Raw genomic sequence first — 20,313 nt, forward strand, 5'->3', positions numbered from 1 at the left:
CATATATTATTAAGTGAAAAATTATATCTATTTAGAAAAAGTTTCTTTACTGAAAAATATTATTGGAAATTTATTTTTGATTTTAGGACTTTCTTGTTTAATATTCATAAATAATTCAAAACAACCAAATTTTATTTTATTATGGGTGTTTTTTTTATTTATTGGTGCATTCTTAATTTCAACTGAAGGAATTGAAATTGATTTCAAAAAAAATACTTATAGAAAAGTTTTATCAATGTATGGGATAAATTACGGCTTGTCTTGGGATTATTTTCCAAAAATTGAATATATATCACTATTGGAAACTAAAGTAAAACAAAAAATTGGTGGATTAACATTTAGATCAACAGCAACAGCAACATTTGTTGAAAAAGTTGTGAAAATTAATTTATTTAACGAAAATAATAGACCACAAACAATTTATTATGCAAATAATATAAAAGAGGCACTTATTATTTCTGAACAAATTAAAGCTGCATATAATGTTGAAATTAAGAGGAACTTTTAAAAAGAAACTTTTACTTAAAAAAAATCAAACTCAAAATTCCTAAAAGTCACAGGAATTTCTTTTTCCTAGAGATAATAATTTCTCATATGTTTACTCTAATATAAGTAAGTGTGAATAATGTAACTTAATGATTTTGTTATGTAACATCAAACCTATAAAGCGGTTCTACATTTGTAATGTGATAATTACGAAACTTCACAAATACAAATAAATATGAAAATTAAAAATCTTTTATCAGCCTGTGCGATAGCAATGGTTGTTTTGTTTACTAGTTGTTCAAATGACGACAACACGCAATCGAATCCTCCTGTCGCTCCAACTGTGACTTTAACTAGTCCGTTAAATAGTGATACAAACGTTGCGAGAAATAAAGTTATTACTGTAAACTTTAGTACAGCAATGGATGCATCATCTATTAATACTACAACGTTTACATTAAAACAAGCTGGAACTACAGTATTAGGAACTGTTTCATATGCTGGAACTACTGCAAGTTTTACTCCATCAACTGTACTTGCAGCTAATACCATTTACACAGCTTCAATAACTACAGGAGCAAAAAATTCAGCTGGTACAGCTATTAGTTCTAACAAGCAATGGTACTTTACAACAACCACTAATACTGCAGTAGGCTTATCAGCTGTTGGTCTTGGTACAGCAGGAAACTATGTAATTCTTGCAAAAACTGCAATCAATAACGTTCCAACTTCTGCAATTACTGGAGATTTAGGATTAAGTCCTGCAGCGACATCGTTTATAACTGGATTCTCTTTAACAGATTTTACAGGTTATGCAACGTCTGCACAAGTTACTGGGAAAGTATATGCAGCTGACATGGTTTCTCCAACGTCAACAAATCTTACTACAGCAGTTCAAAATATGATTACAGCTTATAATGATGCAGCCGGACGTCCTTCTCCTGATTATGTTGAATTGGGAACAGGAAATATAGGTGGTAGAACATTAACTCCAGGTCTTTATAAATGGACTAGTACTGTAACAATACCAACTGATGTAACTATTTCAGGAACTGCAGATGATGTATGGATTTTCCAGATTTCTGGTGATTTAACAATGAGTGCTGCAACAAATGTAACTTTACAAGGTGGTGCAAAAGCTTCAAACATTTTCTGGCAGGTAGCTGGTGAAGCAACTTTTGGAACGACTTCTCATTTTGAAGGTGTTATTTTGTCAATGACAGGTATTACTTTTCAAACAGGAGCTTCTTTTAATGGAAGAGCATTAGCACAAACTGCTGTAATTCTTGATGGAAACACAGTAGTACAGCCACAATAAATTATAGTATTAAATAATATAAAAAAGAGGTGTTCTTATAGAGCACCTCTTTTTTTTTAATCAAATCTTGAGTATCTTACTTTAAGTTTGTTTTTACTTAAGAAAAATCAAACTTAAAATTCCTAAAATAGCAGGAATACCTTGTACATAGAAAACCTTTTTAGAAATACTATAAGCGCCGAAAATAGCAGCAATTGAAACACATGTTAGGAAAAATAAAGCAATATTATTACTCCAAACAACATCTGTAATAAATAAGGACCAAATTAACCCCGCAGCTAAAAAACCGTTATATAATCCTTGATTGGCAGCCATTGTTTTTGTTTTCTCAAATAAATCTTTGGGAAAATTTCTAAATACTTTATAGGCTTTTGTAGTCCAAACAAACATTTCTAGCCATAAGAAATACAAATGGAGTAGTGCTACAATTACAATTATAATTTGAGAAATGATATTCATAATTAAGATGTTTTATTCTAAAATTGTTACTTCCGAATATATTATCATTTCTGGATATTCTTTCATTGTACTTCTTAATACAATAGATTTTTCTCGAATATCTGTTATTTCAACATATAAATACCCTGCAAATTCTTTGTTTTTCTCTAACGTTTCCTTTGTAGGATATAATGTGTACATACAATCTGAAATCCACTTTACATGAAAAGCATATACTTCTGCTTCACCTTCAATTTCTTCATATTGAATATTTCCTTTTCGTTTAATTAGAAAAACGTTTCCTGAATCTTTATCTACATATTTAAAAGTTCCGTTTCTATATTTTTTACAATCGTTTTGACCGTAAGAAATTGAAGTCAGCATTAATGCTAAGACTAAAAGTAATTTTATTATATTTTTCATTTAAAAAGAATTTACAATTGCTAAGAAATCATCTGCTTTTAAAGCGGCACCACCTATTAAACCACCATCTACATCTTTTTTAGAGAATATTTCTTTTGCGTTTTCTGGTTTTACACTTCCACCATAAAGAATAGAAACGTTTTCGGCAACATCATTACCAAATACTTTATCCACTAAACTACGAATGAATGCATGCATTTCTTGTGCTTGTTCTGGAGAAGCTGTTTCACCAGTTCCAATAGCCCAAACAGGCTCGTAAGCTAAAATAATATTTGACCAATCTTTTTTCTCTAGATGAAATAAGGCATCTCTTAATTGGTACTCAACTACATTAAAATGATTATCAATTTGACGGTCTTTTAACTCTTCACCAAAGCAAAAAATAACACGCATTTCATGTTTCAGCGCTGTATCAACTTTAAGTGCTAACAAAGCGTCTGTTTCATGAAAATAAGCTCGTCTTTCACTATGACCAAGAATTACAGTGTTTACACCAATATCAGTTAACATTGATGCAGAAATTTCTCCTGTATAAGCGCCACCTTCTGCCTGATGCATGTTTTGTGCGGCAACAGTAATAGTATTCCCTTCTGTTATTGTAACTGCTGTTTGTAGATTTACAAACGTTGGAGCAACTATGATTTCAGTTGAAGTATTTTGTTTTTTTAAAGTGATTTCTTCTATTAAAGAAATAGTCTCTGAATGCGTTTTATGCATTTTCCAGTTTCCTGCAACAATATTTTTTCTCATTATTTTAATGAATTTAATGTTTCTGCTATTTTTTCATCGTCTGCTTCAATAGCTTTAAATAAGGCTATTTTTCCGTTCTTATCAATTACCATATAGCGTGGAATCCAGTTTAATTTTACTGCTTTTCCAAAAACGCCTTTCATTCCATCTGAAGTTAAATAATGCTCACCTTGAACGTCATATTTAGCAATCCCTTTTGTCCAGGCTTCGTAATTTTTATCCATTGAAATGAATAGGTAAGTAGCATCTGGGAATTTTTCTTGCAATGCTTTTACTTTAGGCATTCCTTTAATACAATCTGAACACCATGAAGCCCAAACATCTATAACAATAGTTTTTCCTTCGTATTTTTTTAAAATATCTTTAAATGCAATAGATTCATTAGAAGTATCTACCATTACATTGTCTAAAGCTTCTTTTTTAAATTCTGTTTGTTGAGCTTGTGAACAAGAAAGTGTAAATAATGCTAATGAAAGCAATGAAATAATTTTTTTCATAATAATTTATTTTTTGATTTTTATAAAAATACGGTTTGTAAATTCAGGTTTTCTTAATTAAATCTAAATTCTATTCGTATTGTTAGCTATCGAACTTATTATTTTAAGTCCAATTTATCAATATCATTAAAATGTACTTTTTGTACAATTGTTCCTTTTTCTAAAAGTACAATACTAGGATTTGCTCTTTCAACTGTTTTTAAAGTTGTTGCATCACAAAAGTAATAATCAAATGTGTGTTTGAATTTATTTTTATAAGCTGTAATAGTCTCTAGATTAGAAGAAGTAATTCCAATTACTAAATACCCTTTTGCAATTGCTTTTTGATGTAATTCTTCTAAAATTTCCATTCCTTTATCTTTTGATTTATCTAAATCATAAGAAATAAACATCATTACTTTTGGTTCTTCTAAAACACTGTCGGTATAATCGTTATCATCTTTTTCAATTGTAAAATCATGAATTGGCGGAACATAACCTTGTTTGATTAATTTATCTTTTCTGTCTACAAATTCTGCACCTTCAGGAATTTTACCAGCCATAACATCTGCATAACTAATCTCTGTATCGATACCATTTATTTTATAAATGAAAATCATTTCATATTCACTCTTTTCAGCACCTGCTGGAATTTCCATTCCTTTTTTAATGTTTGTACCTACTTTATAGGCTCTAAAATCTTTTAAAGGCAAATGTTGTAAAACATAGAATGCCATGAATAAACATAAAGAATAAGAAGCAAAAACGGTTAAGTTAATTGGTATTTTATTTAATATTGGGTTTATGAATTTTTTATTGAAGTAAAGAATTAGAATAAAGAATAATAACACAATGTCTTTAATAAACGATTCCCAAGGTGTTAGTTTTAATGCATCTCCAAAACAACCACAATCTGTTACTTTGTTGAAATAAGCAGAGTAAAAGGTAAGAAAGGTAAAAAACACAATCATTGCTAATAAACTCCAAACTGTGAATTTCGTTTTGAAACCTATTAAAAGCATAACGCCTAAAACGACTTCAAAAATGACTACAAAACATGCAATTATTAATGCAAATGGAATTAAAAATTCAACGTCTAAAACATTTGCGTTAAAATATTCTTCTAGTTTATAAGAAAAACCAATAGGATCATTTAGTTTAAGTAAGCCAGAAATTATAAATAAAAATCCAACTAATACTCTTGCTATTTGTGTAATTATATTTCTAAAATTCATTTTGTAAGTGTTTTAATTCTAAAATTTATTTTGCAATATTCATATGTATTAAAGCAAATACCGAATAGTTAATCATGTCTTGATAATTGGCATCAATTCCTTCAGAAACTAATGTTTTTCCTTTATTATCTTCAATTTGTTTTACTCGAAGTAATTTTTGCAAAATTAAATCGGTTAAACTGCTTACACGCATTTCGCGCCAAGCCTCACCATAATCATGGTTTTTATCTTCCATTAATTGCTTTGTTATGGCAATTTTTTCATCGTATAATTGAACAGCTTCATCATATTTTAAATCAGGTTGCTCAGCAATACCTTTTTCAATTTGAACCAAAGCCATAATGCAATAGTTTATAATTCCAATAAATTCAGAAGCTTCGCCTTCATCTACTTTACGCACCTCATTTTCTTGTAAACTTCTTATGCGTTGTGCTTTAATAAATATTTGGTCAGTTAACGATGGTAAACGTAGTATCCTCCAAGCTGTTCCGTAGTCTTTTGTTTTTTTTGTAAACAAATCTCGACAAATTGCTATCACAGCATCGTATTCTTGTGACGTATTCTTCATTATTTCGGTATCTTTGTAGTAAGTTTCTTCAAAAGTAACATTATTTTTTTGGAATGAATAATGAAGATTAACGAATTTTGATTTTAAAGTATGACTATTAATTGCAAAGGAAACCTTATTGATTTATCTACACCTAAAATAATGGGGATTTTAAATATTACTCCCGATTCATTTTATGATGGCGGTTCTTATAATAACGAATCTGAAATTTTATCGCAGGTAGAAAAAATGATTAATGATGGCGCCACTTTTATTGATGTTGGTGGTTATTCGAGTAAACCTAATTCAGAATTTGTTTCGGAAGAAGAAGAGTTGAACAGGATATTGCCTTTAGTTCAGCTCATTTTAAGTAAGTTTCCTGATGTTTTACTATCAATAGACACGTTTAGAAGTAATGTAGCTAAACAAGCCATAAACAAAGGCGCAGTACTAATTAATGATATTTCTGCAGGTTTGTTAGATGATAAAATGTTGGTAACCGTTGCAGATTTACAAGTGCCATATATAATGATGCATATGAAAGGGACTCCACAAACCATGCAATCGTTAGCCAAATATGATGATGTAGTGAAAGAAGTAATGTTCTATTTTTCGGAAAGAGTTAACGCTGCTAGAAAACTTGGAATTAATGATGTAATCGTTGATCCTGGATTTGGCTTTGCTAAAACACTAGAACATAATTACGAAATCATGCAAAAGTTAGACTTTTTCTCTATTTTAGAATTACCAATTTTAGTTGGAATATCTAGAAAGTCAATGATTTATAAATTATTAGAAAATTCTGCACAAGAAGCATTAAATGGAACAACCGTTTTAAATACGATTGCACTTCAAAAAGGTGCTCAAATTTTACGAGTTCACGATGTGAAAGAAGCTCAAGAATGTATTAAAATATATACTCAATTAAAATGAAAAAAATAAGCATAACCTTAGCCGTATTTTTATTGATTGTTTCTTGTAAAAAAGAAGATGTTCAATTGCCAAAAGCAGATGTTTCTGTGATCAAAGAACTTACAGATCATTCACCAATTTATATGTTTTATAAAAACGATAGTGTTGTTGATGTCAATAAAAACAATTCTATAAGTACAACTAATTGGGTTTTTAATATTGATAAAAGACTTTCAATAGGAGTAGTTATTCCTGAAGTAATGTTGCTTCAACATAAAAAGGCAAATTCATCACACAAGAAAGAAGGAGCTATCAATGTATTTTCTTATGCAGATAGTATTGGAAAAAATTTAGCATTCTTACCTTTTACAGATGTTCAATATAAAATGAATAAAGAGTTTTCGAAGTTTTTTATTAAAAAGAATGCTGAAGCTTATATGCCTTATCACAATTTTACCATTAATTTTAATAAAGAAAATAAAATTACAGTTGACGGTAATGATATTGAAAGAGAAGAGTTAATTCATTTTATAAATGATTTTGCTGACTTTATGAGTGAAGGAAAGACGACAATATTGCATTTAAACTTTGATAAGAGATTGTCTTACGGACAATACATTCAAAATAAAATATTGATTTGGAGATTAAACTCTGATAGGATTCAAATTTCCTCTTATGAATTCATTTATGATGAAAATGAATTACCCGAGTGTAATTGTAAATTATAGATATAAAAAAAAAAAGCCTTGCAATTGCAAGGCTTTTTTTTATGTTTTTATTTGAATTCAGACATTTCGTCTTTCTTTTCTTTCTTTTCAAGTTTCTTTTCAAATAATTTGTTGATTTGCTCTAAATTAAATGCTTTAGTAACACCTGTAGTTTCATTCTTTTTGTTTTTAACCATAAACTGAACAAAAGTTTGTCCTAAGTTTTTAGAGTAGTGTAACCAAACGAAATCTTCAGGTAATTCTAATTTAATGTCTAATAATGGCTCTGCATTAAAACCATCAACAATAATTTTGTTTAAAGCTTCATAATCATTATTTAAATCTTTAAAGTAAAAAGACTTAGAATTGATTGCTTCTTCATTTTCAACATTTTTATAAAAGAATGTATATTTATTTCCTTCTGTTAAAATAAAGATGTCATTTTGTCCAACAGAACCTAATCTAATAATAGGAGTAGTCTCAATTACTTTAATTTGTGCATTAGATAAGAATGTTATAAAAAGGACGCAGGCAAGAATAATTTTTTTCATGTGTAGTTATTGATTAATCGGTTAAGTTTAATTTTTGCTAAATATATATTAAAATATATAAACCGAGAAATAAATTATAATTAAAGTATAATTTCTTTTTCAATTTTCTTAATTATTCTTTCTTTTGGTATTATTACTGCCTTTTTTATTTCAATAAAAAAATTTATTTTCTCAAAAATATGACCTCTTTGTCCGCCTTTTTTTACAATTTTAATAAAGTTTGTAATTTCTGTTTTTGAATAGTTTTTAATATATTGTTTTCGAATTCTCTTAGTAACACTATTTTTAAATTTTAAAAATTCTTTATTTAGTAGCTCTTGATATTTAAGAGTATCCAATTTGTTTTCAGTTAATACTACTTTAAAATTAGATTTAGTGTCTTCAAAAATTTCGTCAATTGCTTCATCAATTTGAACTAATTCAAACAAAGTATCTACTTCGTTATTTTTCTGGCTATAAGTTGTTGAGATATTTATTATAAATAATAAAAGTAAAAAATATCTTGTCATGATTTATTGATGATGATAAGGTTCGTTTCTTAAAATGGTAAAACCACGGTATATTTGTTCAATTACAAACAATCGAACCATTTGGTGTGAAAAGGTCATTTCTGACAATGAAACTTTACCTACAGCTTGTTTATAAACGGTATCACTAAAACCATAAGGTCCGCCAATTACAAAGACTAACGTTTTAATTCCTGCATTCATTTTCTTTTGAAGAAATTCAGAAAAACCAACACTCGAAAACGTTTTACCATTTTCATCCAAAAGAATTAAATGATCAGTTGGTGTAATTTTTGCCAAAATTAATTCGCCTTCTTTTTCTTTTTGTTGGGCTTCGCTTAAATTCTTTACGTTTTTTATATCGGGAATAATCTCTAAATCAAATTTTACATAAAATGACAAACGCTTTGTGTACTCATCAATCAACGATTGTAAGTTATTATTGTCGGTTTTTCCTATGGTTATGAGTTTGATGTTCATTTGAGGATGTTTATTCGTTTATTTGGTTATTTGTTATTTTAAGATACTGAAATTTCCTTTGTAAGTTTTCATTCGCAAAGGAATTGTGTCATTTATATTTCTATAATAAAGTAAATGATCTTTAAACTTTATATCTTCAATACAAAAAGACGTTTTTTCATTAAAATTAGATTTGCTATTATAAATTAAAAACAAAGTGTCATTCTTTATTTGATAATTTCCTTTGTAGTTTTCAACTCCCCAAAAAATAGACTTTTCAATAAATTTGTTATTGTTTTTTAATTTTAAGGAAATTGTTCCACTTGCCGCTCCTTCATATTGAGTGAAATATATATCCTCACCATGAATTATTTTTTCAAAATTTATGAAACCAAAAGGATGCAGATATGTAAGTGTTAAAACAGTTGATGAAATAAGTAAATTTAAAACTCTAATTCTGTTTTTAAATTTTTCAGTAATACCTTTAATCAATCGATTAATAAAAACTATAATTAGAATTATGAAACATATAAGCGTTAAAAATGCAATAGCCATATCAAAAAGACCAGGAAGATTCTCCCAGAAGTAAGAAGTGTTTACAATTAGCAAAAGTATAATAGAAAAAAAGGATATTTTATATTTCTTCATTTTACAAATTATTTACTTTTGAGATTCCTCCTTACGTCGAAATGACAAGTTTGTGTTATTAAATTTAGTTAAAAATAAATGCTTTTGTCCTGCTGAACTTGTTTCAGCATCTTAATTATCTTTATTAGATTCCAAAATAAATTCGGACACGAGAGCTATGCTCGAACTGGCGAAGCAATGACAAGTTTGTGTTTAGTTTTTCCAAATAAACAAATAAACAATTAACCAAATCAACAAATCCACATTTAAAGCTTCTCCGCTAAATACTTACCAGTAACCGAATTTTTGTTTTTTGCTACTTCTTCAGGTGTTCCAAAAGCCATTAGTTTTCCGCCAAATTCACCACCTTCAGGACCAATGTCAATAATGTAATCGGCACATTTAATCAAATCTAAATTGTGCTCAATTACAATAATAGAATGTCCTTTATCAATTAAAGCATCAAATGACTTTAGCAATTTCTTAATATCATGGAAATGTAAACCGGTTGTAGGTTCGTCAAAAACAAACAAAGCTTTATCTTTAACAGTTCCTTTTACTAAGAAAGAAGCCAATTTAATACGTTGTGCTTCACCACCAGACAGCGTAGAAGAGGACTGTCCTAACTGCACATAACCTAAACCTACATCTTGTAAACATTGTAGCTTTTGAGTAATCTTATTTTGTTGGTGTTCGTTAAAAAAGTTTAATGCATCATCAATAGTTAGTTTTAAAATATCATCAATGTTTTTACCTTCAAAAGTAGCTTCTAAAACTTCTTTTTTAAATCGTTTTCCATTACACGTTTCACATTCTAAATGCACATCGGCCATGAATTGCATTTCAATGGTTACTTCACCATCACCTTTACAAGTTTCACATCTTCCACCGTCAACATTAAATGAGAAATGCTTTGGTAAATAACCTCTTAATTTCGAAACATTTTGTTTAGAAAATAAATCTCTAATGTCATCATATGCTTTTATATAGGTAACCGGATTTGAACGTGAACTTCTTCCAATAGGGTTTTGGTCTACATATTCAATATGTTTAATGTTTGAAAAACTACCCGCTAGTTCTGTAAACTGACCCGGTTTTTCTCCAACACCTTCTAATTTCTTTTGAATAGCTGGAAATAATATTTTTTTAACCAAAGTACTTTTTCCACTACCTGAAACTCCTGTTATTACGGTTAAACAATCTAACGGAAACGTAAAATCTTGGTTTTGTAAATTATTTTCTCTAGCGCCAATAATATCCACGTGATTTTTGAATTTTCTACGAATTTTAGGAACTTCAATTTTTTCTTGTCCGTTTAAGTATTTTGCCGTTAAAGAATCAGCCTTTAAAATTTCTTCATATGTACCTTGTGCCACTAAATACCCACCATTTGTTCCTGCTTCCGGACCAATATCAATAATCATATCTGCAGCTTTCATAATATCTTCATCATGTTCTACAACGATAACTGTATTTCCTATATCGCGAAGTTCTTTCAATACTTCAATTAATCTTTCAGTGTCTTTTGGATGCAAGCCAATACTTGGTTCGTCCAAAATATACATTGAACCCACTAAACTACTACCAAGTGAAGTGGCCAAGTTAATTCGTTGAGATTCACCACCAGATAAAGTAGCTGAATTTCTGTTCAGTGTTAAATAACTCAATCCTACATTGAATAAAAAACCTAAACGATTATTAATTTCAATTAAAAGTCGTTTGGCAACTTTTGCGTCGTATTCGTTTAACTCTAATGTTTTGAAGAATTCTATTAATTTAACAATTGGTAAATCAACTAATTCTGCAATGGTATTATTTGCTATTTTTATATAATTTGCTTCTGGTCTTAATCTTTTTCCTTTACAAGAAGGACATTTTGTTTTACCTCTATAACGAGATAACATTACTCTGTTTTGAATTTTATAATTCTTTTCCTCTAACTCTGTAAAAAAGGTATCTAAACCAGTAAAATATTTGTTTCCTGTCCAAATTAACTGTTTTTGTTCGGTAGTTAATTCAAAGATTGGTTTGTGAATAGGAAAATCAAACTTATAAGCGTTGTTTACCAATTCATCTCTAAACCAACTCATACTTTCACCACGCCAAGGATAAATGCCATTCTCGTATACAGAAATAGATGTGTTTGGAAAAACTAATTCTTCATCGACTCCTATAATACTTCCATAACCTTCACATTTAGGACAAGCTCCATAAGGATTGTTGAAACTAAATAAATGGATATTTGGCTCTAAGAAAGTCATTCCGTCTAAATCAAAATTAGAACTAAATGTATATCGATTTTCAGTGTTTAATTCTTGTAGAAAACATTCTCCTTTACCTTCATAGAAAGCAATTTGAACAGCATCTGCAAGTCTATTGAAAAATTCTTCTTCTCTCTTAACAACAATTCTATCAATGATTAATAAAATATCATTTGGATTAATTTTATCTGCTTCAATTTCGTCTAAACGAACCATTTCATTATTGACTAAAACACGAGCAAAACCTTGTTGTAATAAGACTTTTAATTTATCTTCTAATGGTCTTCCTTCTTCTAAATGAATAGGAGAAAGCAATAACCATTTGCTGTTTTCTTCAAAAGTTTCAATTTTAGAAGTAACATCAGAAATCGTATCTTTTTTAACTTCTTGTCCCGAAATAGGAGAGTAGGTTTTACCAATACGAGCAAATAATAATTTTAAATAATCGTAAATTTCAGTTGAAGTTCCTACTGTAGAACGAGCATTTGTAGTGTTTACTTTTTGTTCAATGGCAATTGCAGGAGCAATTCCTTTAATGTAATCCACTTTTGGCTTGTCTAATCGACCTAAAAACTGTCGTGCATATGAAGACAAACTTTCTACATAACGTCTTTGCCCTTCGGCATATAATGTATCAAATGCTAAACTCGATTTTCCTGAACCTGATAAACCAGTCACTACAACAAGTTTATTTCTAGGTATAGCAACATCTATATTTTTTAAATTATGCAGTTGAGCACCTTTTATTAAGATGTTTTTTTTCGGTTCTAGCTTTGAAAAGTCGGTTTTTATCATGGCAAAAAGTAAAGATTTGCAAATTTACACAATTTAAAATCATAAGCCAATAGAATAGAGTCTTTGAAAAAAATGATTTACTATTAATTAAAAAGTTTAATTTACAAAATGGTAACATTTATCTAATTAGTTTGCTAATAATTACCTTTTTTGTAGTTTATTTTGATAAATTTTAATTTTTTAAACAAAAAGGTTAATGAATATTTGGTTTTTATATATTTTTTGCTTTAAATTTGACTTTAATAATAATCTAAAAAAAATAGCCTATACCTAAAAATTACTTTTTTAAAAATTTACAACCCCAATAAATTAAAAGGTAATCTTATGGCTAATCACAAACTTTCTGATGGTGTTCTAGTAAAAAATTATATTGAAGGTGATGAAAACTCTTTGTCAATTTTAATAAAAAGACATCAATCTAAAATTTACGGATTTATTTATTCTAAGATTAATGATAAAGATTTATGTGAAGATGTCTTTCAAGACACCTTTATTAAAGTCATTAAAACCCTTAAAGCAAAATCCTATAATGAAGAAGGTAAATTTTTACCTTGGGTAATGCGTATTGCTCATAATTTAGTAATTGACCATTTTAGAAAGTCAAAAAGAATGCGCTTTCAAAGAGATACTGACGAATATTCTGTTTTTTCACTTATATCTGACACAAGTTTAAACGTTGAAAGTCAAATTATTTTAGAACAAGTCGAATTAGACTTAAGTAAACTTATTGAAGAACTACCTGAAGATCAAAAAGAAGTTTTAAAAATGCGTATTTACCAAGATTTAAGTTTTAAAGAAATAGCTGAAACTACTGGTGTTAGTATTAATACAGCTCTAGGTAGAATGCGATATGCTATAATAAACTTGAGAAAAGTTATAGAAAAAAACCAAATTGTTTTAACGAATTAAACAATAATATAATTTAGTTTGCGTTATAGATAAAAACATAACAAACTCTATGGCAAAACTTTACTCTAAAAAGAAATTAGCAATCAATAAAATGTTACCTAAAAAAGAAACGATTTCGTTTATTCTTAATTATTCAAAAGCTTTAAGAATTCAAAAAGTAGGTAATCTAACCTTTGAAATTATTGTTAATTAAAGAAAAGCCTCGTAATCAGATTACGAGGCTTTTTTGTTATATTGCTCTAAGACCGTTTTTCTTCCAATTGTCTTCGTAATTATATCTTTTTCTAAATTCCAACCTCGTGCAGGAGAATATTCTCTACCGTACCAAATGATTTGTAAGTGTAATTCGTTCCAAAGCTCCTCAGGAAAAATACGTTTTGCATCTTTTTCGGTTTGAACAACATTTTTTCCATTCGTTAAATTCCAGCGATACATTAAACGATGAATGTGTGTGTCTACAGGAAAAGCTGGAACTCCAAAAGCCTGACTCATTACAACACTTGCTGTTTTGTGCCCAACTGCTGGTAATTCTTCTAAAAATTCAAAACTTTGAGGAACTTCTCCGTTGTGTTTATCAATTAGTATATGTGATAAACCATGAATTCCTTTTGATTTCATAGGCGAAAGTCCACAAGGTCTTATAATCTCCTTAATTTCTTCCACACTCATTTTTATCATATCATACGGATTGTCAGCTTTGGCAAATAAAAGAGGTGTAATTTTATTTACTCTAACATCTGTACATTGCGCAGAAAGTAAAACTGCAATTAGCAATGTATACGGATCTTTATGATCTAATGGAATTGGAATTTCAGGATATAGTTTGTTTAACGTATTTATAACAAATGTTACTTTTTCATTCTTTGTCATTTTTGTATTTTTATCGTTTATTATAACTTTTAACAAAGTTACACTTAATACAAATTAAACAAAATATAAAATGACAACTTTAAAAATAGGGGATAAAGCTCCAAATTTCTCAGGATTAGACCAAGACGGAAATCAACATTCTTTATCTGATTATAAAGGAAAGAAACTTGTAGTTTTCTTCTATCCAAAAGCAAGTACACCTGGTTGCACTGCAGAAGCTTGCGATTTAAGAGATAATTTTGAGCGCTTTATAGCAAACAACTATTCAATAATAGGTGTTAGTGCTGATAGTGCTAAACGTCAGGCTAATTTCATTGAGAAAAACAGTTTACCATTTCCACTTTTAGCTGATGAAGATAAATCAGTTATTGAAGCGTTTGGTGTTTGGGGGCCAAAGAAATTTATGGGTAAAGAATATGATGGCATTCACAGAACTACTTTTGTAATTGATGAAAACAGTATTCTAACTGATGTAATTGAGAAAGTAAAAACAAAAGCTCACGCAGCTCAAATATTAGATTAATAAAAAATCCCGCAATTGCGGGATTTTCTTAGTTTGTTTTTTCTGCGATTTGCTTTTTAGGATCAAAACCAAAAAGATTATGTGTTTTAATTAATTCTGAAATTCCTTCAGGAAGCATGTCTTCCCAACCTTCATCATTATTAGAAATCATTTTTAATACTTTTCTAGAAAATATTTCAAGATTTTTTTCATCAAAATCGTTGATATCAACTACTTTACCATTGAATTTAAAGAATTTATATAATTCTTTCATTCTTGGGTGTACTTTCAAATTGTCAGAATTTACAATTGTTCCATCTTCTTCTTTCATTGGGTATAAGTACACTTTTAAATCGCGGTAGAATAATTTACCGAAAGCTTCTAATATTCCACCAGATAAATGACGATAGTATTTCTCATCAAAAATATCTACAAGATTATTAACACCCATTGCAAGTCCCATTCTTGCTTTAGTATAATCAGAAAAATATTCAACAACCTTAAAGTACTCTTGGAAATTAGAAATCATTACAGTTTGTCCAAGAGAACAAAGTAATTCAGCTCTGTCTAAGAAATCTCTTTCATCAATTTCTCCTTCTGCTTTCAAATTAGATAAAGTAATTTCAAAAATAACAAGTGTATTTTCAATATCCACCTTTTTTTCTTCAATAAACATGTTATATGACTTCATATACATGTTCATATTCACCTTAGTTACAGGTCTAAAGCTTCCTCTTAAAGCTAATATGTTTTTTTTGTATAAAACGGCTGCAGGTAAAATGTTATTTCCATCTGGTCCAAACATTACTGCATCTGTCATTCCGTTTTTAACCAACTGTAAACTCATTAAACGATTATCAACATCGGCAAAACGAGGTCCAGAGAAATTAATAGTATCAATTTCTAATTGGTCTTTATCTAAATGATCGTATAAGTAACGAAGTAATTTTTTAGGATCATTATACTTATAAAACGCTCCGTAAATTAAGTTTACACCTAATGTACCTAACGTTTCTTGTTGTAATTTTGCATCCGTTTCTTTAAAACGAATATGTAGTAAAATTTCATTATATTCTTCACTAGCATCAACTTGGTATTTGATACCAACCCAACCGTGACCTTTGTATTGTTTAGCAAAATCTATTGTTGCAACAGTATTTGCGTAAGTAAAGAATAATTTATTAGGATGTTTATCTCTTAATAAACGTTCTTCCATTAAGTTTGATTCATGCGTAAGCATTTTGCGCAACCTACTTTCAGTTACATATCTTCCATCTTCTTCAATTCCATAAATTGCATCACTAAAATCTTTATCGTAAGCAGACATTGCTTTTGCAATAGTTCCTGATGATGCACCAGCTCTAAAGAAATGACGAACTGTTTCTTGACCTGCACCAATTTCAGAAAATGTACCGTAGATATATTCATTAAGATTAATTCTTAAAGCTTTATCCTTTAAAGAAGGAATCTGCTCAATCATTTTATCTCCACTTAATTTAATGTCGGTTACAATACTTTTCATCTATAGCAGTAGTTTAGGATCAATTTTAGTAATCATGTAGTTGCAAAGTTAATGAATTTGTTAAAAATTAAGGTAATTATTATTATTTTTGTGTAAAAATATAACATTGAAGATTTATTTCTTAGGAACGGGCACATCACAAGGTATTCCAGTAATTGGGAGTAATCACCCTGTATGTTTAAGTGAAGATTTAAAAGACAAAAGATTAAGGGTTTCTGTTTGGGTACACTCAGATGATTTTTCTTTTGTAATTGATTGCGGACCAGATTTTAGACAACAAATGCTAACTTCTAAATGTTCTAAAATTGATGCCATTTTATTCACACACGAACATGCTGACCATACTGCTGGTTTAGACGACATAAGACCTTTTAATTTTAAACAAGGTGCTCTTTCCGTTTATGGACATAAAAGAGTAATTAAAAATTTGGAACAACGCTTTGGGTATATTTTTGAAACAGAAAATAGATATCCAGGTGCTCCGTCTGTTAATACGATTCAAGTTGTAGAAAACGAAGTATTTACGATTAATAATGTAGATGTTATTCCAATAAATGCATTTCATGGAAGTTTACAAGTTTTTGGATATAAAATTCAAGATTTTGTGTATTTAACTGATGTTAAAACCATTTCTAAACAAGAAATTAATAAAATAATTAATTGTAAAGTATTAGTTATTAATTGTTTACGAGAAGAGAAGCACAACACTCATTTTAATTTACAAGAAGCATTAGATTTTATATCTTTGGTTCAGCCAGAAAAGGCATATATAACGCACATTAGCCATTTATTTGGATTTCATGAAGCAATACAACAAAAGCTTCCAAATAACGTTTATGTAGCATATGATAATTTAGAAATTTCAATTTAACCAATATATATTATGAAAAACACATTCATGTACTTATTTATCTTTTCATTGTTGATAAATGTTTTTTTATACGTTAATTCTAATAAAATTTTAAAAGCAAAAGATGCTGAAGTTGTTAGAATGAAAGAAAATTTAAAAGCTTCAAATGTTGCTATCGATTCATTAAAAGCAAGTGATTATTTTTCAATTGAAACAGACCAAGATGCTCAAGATTATTTTTACAATAAAAATTTAGATTACCCAAAAGTAATGGCTAAAGTGAATGAAGATTTAAATTCATTAAACACAAACAAAAGCGGAAACAAATTAGTTCCTTATGAGTCAATTGAAGGAAAACCTTTTATTATTAATAAAGCAAAAATGCTAAACCATAGATGGATTATTGCAGAATATTCAAATTCTAATTTATGGGGACAAGTTTTAATTAAATATTTTCATAATGATGATAAGCCTACCGATTTTGAAACGGTAGAGACCGTTATGTATGAAAAACAACTAAAGAAATAACAAAAAAAGCTCCAATTTTGGAGCTTTTTTTATAAGAATTAATTATACCAAAATCGAGAATTACAATTTTAACGTATATGATATTATATCTTGAATTTGTATTTTTGAAAAAAGTTACCCTATGAAAATTGTTATATCGCCAGCTAAATCTTTAGATTTTGAAACCAAATTACCAACCGTTCGTTTTACGCAATCGGAATTTCTTTCAAAATCGGAGACTATACATAAAACGTTAAAAAAGAAAAAGCCAAAACAGTTGATGGAATTAATGTCTATTTCTGAAAAATTGGCCGATTTAAACTGGCAGCGCAATCAAGAATGGGCAATACCTTTTACTACCGAAAATGCTCGACCAGCAGTTTATGCTTTTAATGGCGATGTTTATACAGGTTTAGATGCTTATACGATTACAGAAGATAAACTAGACGTTTTACAAGATAAATTACGCATACTTTCGGGTTTATATGGTGTTTTAAAACCACTCGATTTAATGCAGCCGTACCGACTTGAAATGGGAACTTCAATCCCAATAGGAGCAAAGAAGAATTTATATGAGTTTTGGAAAAAAACGGTTACTGATTCTTTAAATAAAGAACTTTCTAAAGACGAACTGTTTATCAATTTAGCGAGTAACGAATATTTTAGCGCTGTAGATACAAAATCATTAAAAACAGCAGTAATTACACCCGAATTTAAAGATTACAAAGACGGAAAACTTAAAATGATAAGTTTTTTTGCCAAAAAGGCTAGGGGATTAATGGTACGTTATATTATTGATACCAACGCTGAAACTGTTGATGATTTAAAGCTATTTAATTATGATGGTTATGCTTTTGATGGTAATTTGAGTAAAGGAAGTACATTGGTTTTTACGAGATAAACATTTGTTTACACATTACATCTTGTTTTTTTTGAAGCATCAGTATTCATTATGCGCTCAAATTTTATTTTTCTAATGCCGTGATCCGTTTCCCATTGTTTGACTTCTTTAAAATGAAATTTCTTATACAATGCAGAAGCCGGTCCGTTATTTACACCAGTTTCTACCACAAAAAGAGAAGAATCAAATGTGTTCAAAACAAACTCCATTAGTTTTGAGGCAATTCCTTGTTTGAAAAAAGCAGGATTCACCACTAAACTTCTTATGTGAGTATACTCTTCATTATGAATAATTTCGACTACCGCAGCCAATTCTTTGTCTTTTAAGAACCCAAAAAAATGATTACTACAATTTACATACTCTTCAATAGGTCTTTTTAACGGAGGAAAGTCTATAGCGTTTAATAATTTTGCTTCTACTTTATAAGATACTTGAAAAACCGCACGTATTTTTTCAGCTATTTTTATATCCTTGTTTTGTAGTTTTTCAATCATATTTTGTACTCGTTTTATGTTTGCCAAAAGTTTTTCCTTACCTAAGTCATTACTTTTAACTGCTGTTACTTCAATTTAAATTAGTGTATACTAGGAATATTAAGGAAGTTAAATTTCTAGGCCATTTTACTTTTGTTAGTTCTTTACTCAGTTTGGTTCTTGTAAATCTAATTAATAACCACTAAAATAATCCAACTAAATCTTTCAAATTTTATACTTCATTCTAATTTATTAATTGATAAAATGAAAGTAACAATACATCACAACAAATGGAATTATAATCCAGAATAATTGCCAAACAATTAGAATCTTTTTTAATGATTTTGATATTAAAATTTGTAATATTCCTGCCAAACAAAAAAGTAAATAAATATATGTTGGCCATGCATTTCCTATGAACATTAAAAGATTAAGAATTACGCCAATTATCAAGATGAAAAAACCAAAATATCGAAGTAATAAATTTCTATTTTTCATGTTTAACGTTTTAGTTTCGATAATCAATATCAGCTAACTAGTTTGTATATACTAAGCCTTGTAAATATATATGAATGAAAAATATATTATTTTCCAAATATACTTAAAATTAGTATTGAGTACTTAAGAACTTATGATTGTACAAAAAAACGAAAGTTTGGCAGTTGAGATAGATAATATGTTAAAACATTATTTTAACTCAATTTTATTTAAAACTAGTTTAAAAGATTCGTTCTTTTTATTTCCAATTAAAAATACTATTTCTTCAAATGAATCACTGTTGAAATTAGGTAAATCAAGCTTGCTACCTCTAAACGAAGGATATAAATCACTCAATTTAATATTTATGGTTTCCCATTTTCCTGTAGTTTTAAAAGTTATAATATAGGAATAATAAGCGTTTGATTTATCTTTAATTCTAAATTGGTACGCTTTACCATCGCCTTTTAAACGAATGCTAATTGTGCTTTGTGGGTTTGCTTTTATTGCATCAAATCCATAACGCACAGATGAAAAACCGCCATTGTTTTCTAGAGAAACGGTTCCCTCAAAAACACCATTGCCTTCAGTATCTATAGAAAATTTCCCTTGAGATACGCCGCCCATTACGCCATCGTCTATTATTCTCCAGTCTCTTGGTGAAGAATCTTTGTTAAAGTTGTAAATTATTGTGCTGTTCATAAATGCGAAGAGTAGAAGTAAGGTTAGTTTCATGGTGTTCTGTTTTTACAACCTAAATGTAAGCCAATAAAACCTTTTTTAAATGAATTTAACAGGCTTTTATAATGTG

The 20,313-nt window shown here is 28.9% G+C and carries 25 protein-coding genes; 10 read left to right on the top strand and 15 right to left on the bottom strand.

The features are described 5' to 3' along the window. Positions 1–13: 13 nt before the first annotated feature. On the top strand, positions 14–508 hold the full coding sequence (locus tag UXY25_RS09185) for a hypothetical protein (RefSeq protein ID WP_320815710.1): 495 nt from the start codon (positions 14–16) through the stop codon (positions 506–508). A gap of 213 nt (positions 509–721) precedes the next feature. Further along, a complete protein-coding gene (locus UXY25_RS09190; protein WP_320815711.1) occupies positions 722–1,804 on the top strand; it encodes an ice-binding family protein in 1,083 nt (360 codons plus the stop codon). Positions 1,805–1,897: 93 nt separating this feature from the next. Here UXY25_RS09190 and UXY25_RS09195 read toward each other — a convergent pair whose 3' ends face one another. The 6 genes from UXY25_RS09195 to UXY25_RS09220 form a co-directional block, all read right to left on the bottom strand. Further along, positions 1,898–2,263, bottom strand: coding sequence for a DUF1304 domain-containing protein (locus tag UXY25_RS09195; protein WP_320815712.1), 366 nt, complete (start codon positions 2,261–2,263; stop codon positions 1,898–1,900). Between the two features lie 12 nt (positions 2,264–2,275). Then, the gene (locus tag UXY25_RS09200; RefSeq protein WP_320815713.1) at positions 2,276–2,665 is read right to left on the bottom strand and encodes a hypothetical protein; all 390 of its coding nucleotides are present in this window, start codon (positions 2,663–2,665) and stop codon (positions 2,276–2,278) included. Continuing rightward, a complete protein-coding gene (gene tpiA / locus UXY25_RS09205) occupies positions 2,666–3,415 on the bottom strand; it encodes a triose-phosphate isomerase (protein WP_320815714.1) in 750 nt (249 codons plus the stop codon). Continuing rightward, on the bottom strand, positions 3,415–3,912 hold the full coding sequence (locus UXY25_RS09210; RefSeq protein WP_320815715.1) for a TlpA disulfide reductase family protein: 498 nt from the start codon (positions 3,910–3,912) through the stop codon (positions 3,415–3,417). The genes tpiA and UXY25_RS09210 overlap by 1 nt, the downstream gene beginning before the upstream one ends. A 98-nt stretch (positions 3,913–4,010) precedes the next feature. Further along, positions 4,011–5,126: a BT_3928 family protein gene (locus UXY25_RS09215; RefSeq protein ID WP_320815716.1), complete on the bottom strand. Its 1,116-nt coding sequence runs from the start codon at positions 5,124–5,126 to the stop codon at positions 4,011–4,013. Between the two features lie 25 nt (positions 5,127–5,151). After that, positions 5,152–5,694, bottom strand: coding sequence for a DUF1599 domain-containing protein (locus UXY25_RS09220; RefSeq protein WP_320815717.1), 543 nt, complete (start codon positions 5,692–5,694; stop codon positions 5,152–5,154). Between the two features lie 90 nt (positions 5,695–5,784). On the opposite strand from UXY25_RS09220, the gene folP reads away from it, so the two are divergent. Next, positions 5,785–6,606: a dihydropteroate synthase gene (gene folP / locus UXY25_RS09225; RefSeq protein ID WP_320815718.1), complete on the top strand. Its 822-nt coding sequence runs from the start codon at positions 5,785–5,787 to the stop codon at positions 6,604–6,606. Continuing rightward, positions 6,603–7,313 carry a hypothetical protein gene (locus UXY25_RS09230; RefSeq protein WP_320815719.1) on the top strand — a complete coding sequence of 237 codons (711 nt, stop codon included), beginning with the start codon at positions 6,603–6,605 and terminating at the stop codon, positions 7,311–7,313. The genes folP and UXY25_RS09230 overlap by 4 nt, the downstream gene beginning before the upstream one ends. Positions 7,314–7,360: 47 nt before the next feature. On the opposite strand, the gene UXY25_RS09235 is transcribed toward UXY25_RS09230, so the two are convergent. The 5 genes from UXY25_RS09235 to uvrA form a co-directional block, all read right to left on the bottom strand. Further along, entirely contained in the window at positions 7,361–7,843 is a 483-nt protein-coding gene (locus tag UXY25_RS09235; RefSeq protein WP_320815720.1) for a hypothetical protein, read from the bottom strand. A gap of 80 nt (positions 7,844–7,923) precedes the next feature. After that, the gene (locus tag UXY25_RS09240) at positions 7,924–8,352 is read right to left on the bottom strand and encodes a hypothetical protein (RefSeq protein WP_320815721.1); all 429 of its coding nucleotides are present in this window, start codon (positions 8,350–8,352) and stop codon (positions 7,924–7,926) included. A 3-nt stretch (positions 8,353–8,355) separates the two neighbouring features. Then, positions 8,356–8,829 (bottom strand): 23S rRNA (pseudouridine(1915)-N(3))-methyltransferase RlmH, encoded by a 474-nt coding sequence (gene rlmH, locus UXY25_RS09245; protein ID WP_320815722.1) that lies wholly within the window; start codon positions 8,827–8,829, stop codon positions 8,356–8,358. A gap of 33 nt (positions 8,830–8,862) precedes the next feature. Further along, positions 8,863–9,456: a hypothetical protein gene (locus tag UXY25_RS09250; protein WP_320815723.1), complete on the bottom strand. Its 594-nt coding sequence runs from the start codon at positions 9,454–9,456 to the stop codon at positions 8,863–8,865. 245 nt (positions 9,457–9,701) lie between these two features. Further along, on the bottom strand, positions 9,702–12,491 hold the full coding sequence (gene uvrA, locus UXY25_RS09255) for an excinuclease ABC subunit UvrA (protein WP_320815724.1): 2,790 nt from the start codon (positions 12,489–12,491) through the stop codon (positions 9,702–9,704). A 324-nt stretch (positions 12,492–12,815) separates the two neighbouring features. Between uvrA and UXY25_RS09260 the strand changes: the two genes are divergently transcribed. Together UXY25_RS09260 and UXY25_RS09265 are read left to right on the top strand one after the other, a co-directional pair. Next, the gene (locus UXY25_RS09260) at positions 12,816–13,400 is read left to right on the top strand and encodes an RNA polymerase sigma factor (RefSeq protein ID WP_320815725.1); all 585 of its coding nucleotides are present in this window, start codon (positions 12,816–12,818) and stop codon (positions 13,398–13,400) included. Between the two features lie 49 nt (positions 13,401–13,449). Then, the gene (locus UXY25_RS09265) at positions 13,450–13,593 is read left to right on the top strand and encodes a hypothetical protein (RefSeq protein ID WP_320815726.1); all 144 of its coding nucleotides are present in this window, start codon (positions 13,450–13,452) and stop codon (positions 13,591–13,593) included. A gap of 20 nt (positions 13,594–13,613) precedes the next feature. Here UXY25_RS09265 and UXY25_RS09270 read toward each other — a convergent pair whose 3' ends face one another. Then, positions 13,614–14,270: an endonuclease III gene (locus UXY25_RS09270; RefSeq protein ID WP_320815727.1), complete on the bottom strand. Its 657-nt coding sequence runs from the start codon at positions 14,268–14,270 to the stop codon at positions 13,614–13,616. Between the two features lie 70 nt (positions 14,271–14,340). Between UXY25_RS09270 and bcp the strand changes: the two genes are divergently transcribed. Beyond that, a complete protein-coding gene (bcp, locus tag UXY25_RS09275; RefSeq protein WP_320815728.1) occupies positions 14,341–14,793 on the top strand; it encodes a thioredoxin-dependent thiol peroxidase in 453 nt (150 codons plus the stop codon). Between the two features lie 28 nt (positions 14,794–14,821). On the opposite strand, the gene UXY25_RS09280 is transcribed toward bcp, so the two are convergent. Further along, positions 14,822–16,285 carry a TonB-dependent receptor gene (locus UXY25_RS09280; RefSeq protein WP_320815783.1) on the bottom strand — a complete coding sequence of 488 codons (1,464 nt, stop codon included), beginning with the start codon at positions 16,283–16,285 and terminating at the stop codon, positions 14,822–14,824. Positions 16,286–16,400: 115 nt separating this feature from the next. Here UXY25_RS09280 and UXY25_RS09285 point away from each other — a divergent pair, with 115 nt between their 5' ends. The 3 genes from UXY25_RS09285 to yaaA all read left to right on the top strand — a co-directional run bounded on the left by UXY25_RS09285 (position 16,401) and on the right by yaaA (position 18,552). Then, positions 16,401–17,165 carry an MBL fold metallo-hydrolase gene (locus tag UXY25_RS09285; protein ID WP_320815729.1) on the top strand — a complete coding sequence of 255 codons (765 nt, stop codon included), beginning with the start codon at positions 16,401–16,403 and terminating at the stop codon, positions 17,163–17,165. A 12-nt stretch (positions 17,166–17,177) separates the two neighbouring features. After that, positions 17,178–17,672, top strand: a complete 495-nt coding sequence (locus UXY25_RS09290) for a hydrolase (protein WP_320815730.1) — start codon at positions 17,178–17,180, stop codon at positions 17,670–17,672. A 121-nt stretch (positions 17,673–17,793) separates the two neighbouring features. Continuing rightward, entirely contained in the window at positions 17,794–18,552 is a 759-nt protein-coding gene (gene yaaA, locus UXY25_RS09295; RefSeq protein WP_320815731.1) for a peroxide stress protein YaaA, read from the top strand. An 8-nt stretch (positions 18,553–18,560) separates the two neighbouring features. Here the strand turns inward: yaaA and UXY25_RS09300 are convergent, their stop codons facing one another. Both UXY25_RS09300 and UXY25_RS09305 read right to left on the bottom strand, forming a co-directional pair. Then, positions 18,561–19,046: a GNAT family N-acetyltransferase gene (locus UXY25_RS09300; RefSeq protein ID WP_320815732.1), complete on the bottom strand. Its 486-nt coding sequence runs from the start codon at positions 19,044–19,046 to the stop codon at positions 18,561–18,563. Between the two features lie 666 nt (positions 19,047–19,712). Further along, positions 19,713–20,237, bottom strand: coding sequence for a CIA30 family protein (locus tag UXY25_RS09305; protein ID WP_320815733.1), 525 nt, complete (start codon positions 20,235–20,237; stop codon positions 19,713–19,715). Positions 20,238–20,313 lie beyond the last annotated feature (76 nt).

The organism is Flavobacterium sp. (genome assembly GCF_034111225.1).
Classification (GTDB): domain Bacteria; phylum Bacteroidota; class Bacteroidia; order Flavobacteriales; family Flavobacteriaceae; genus Flavobacterium.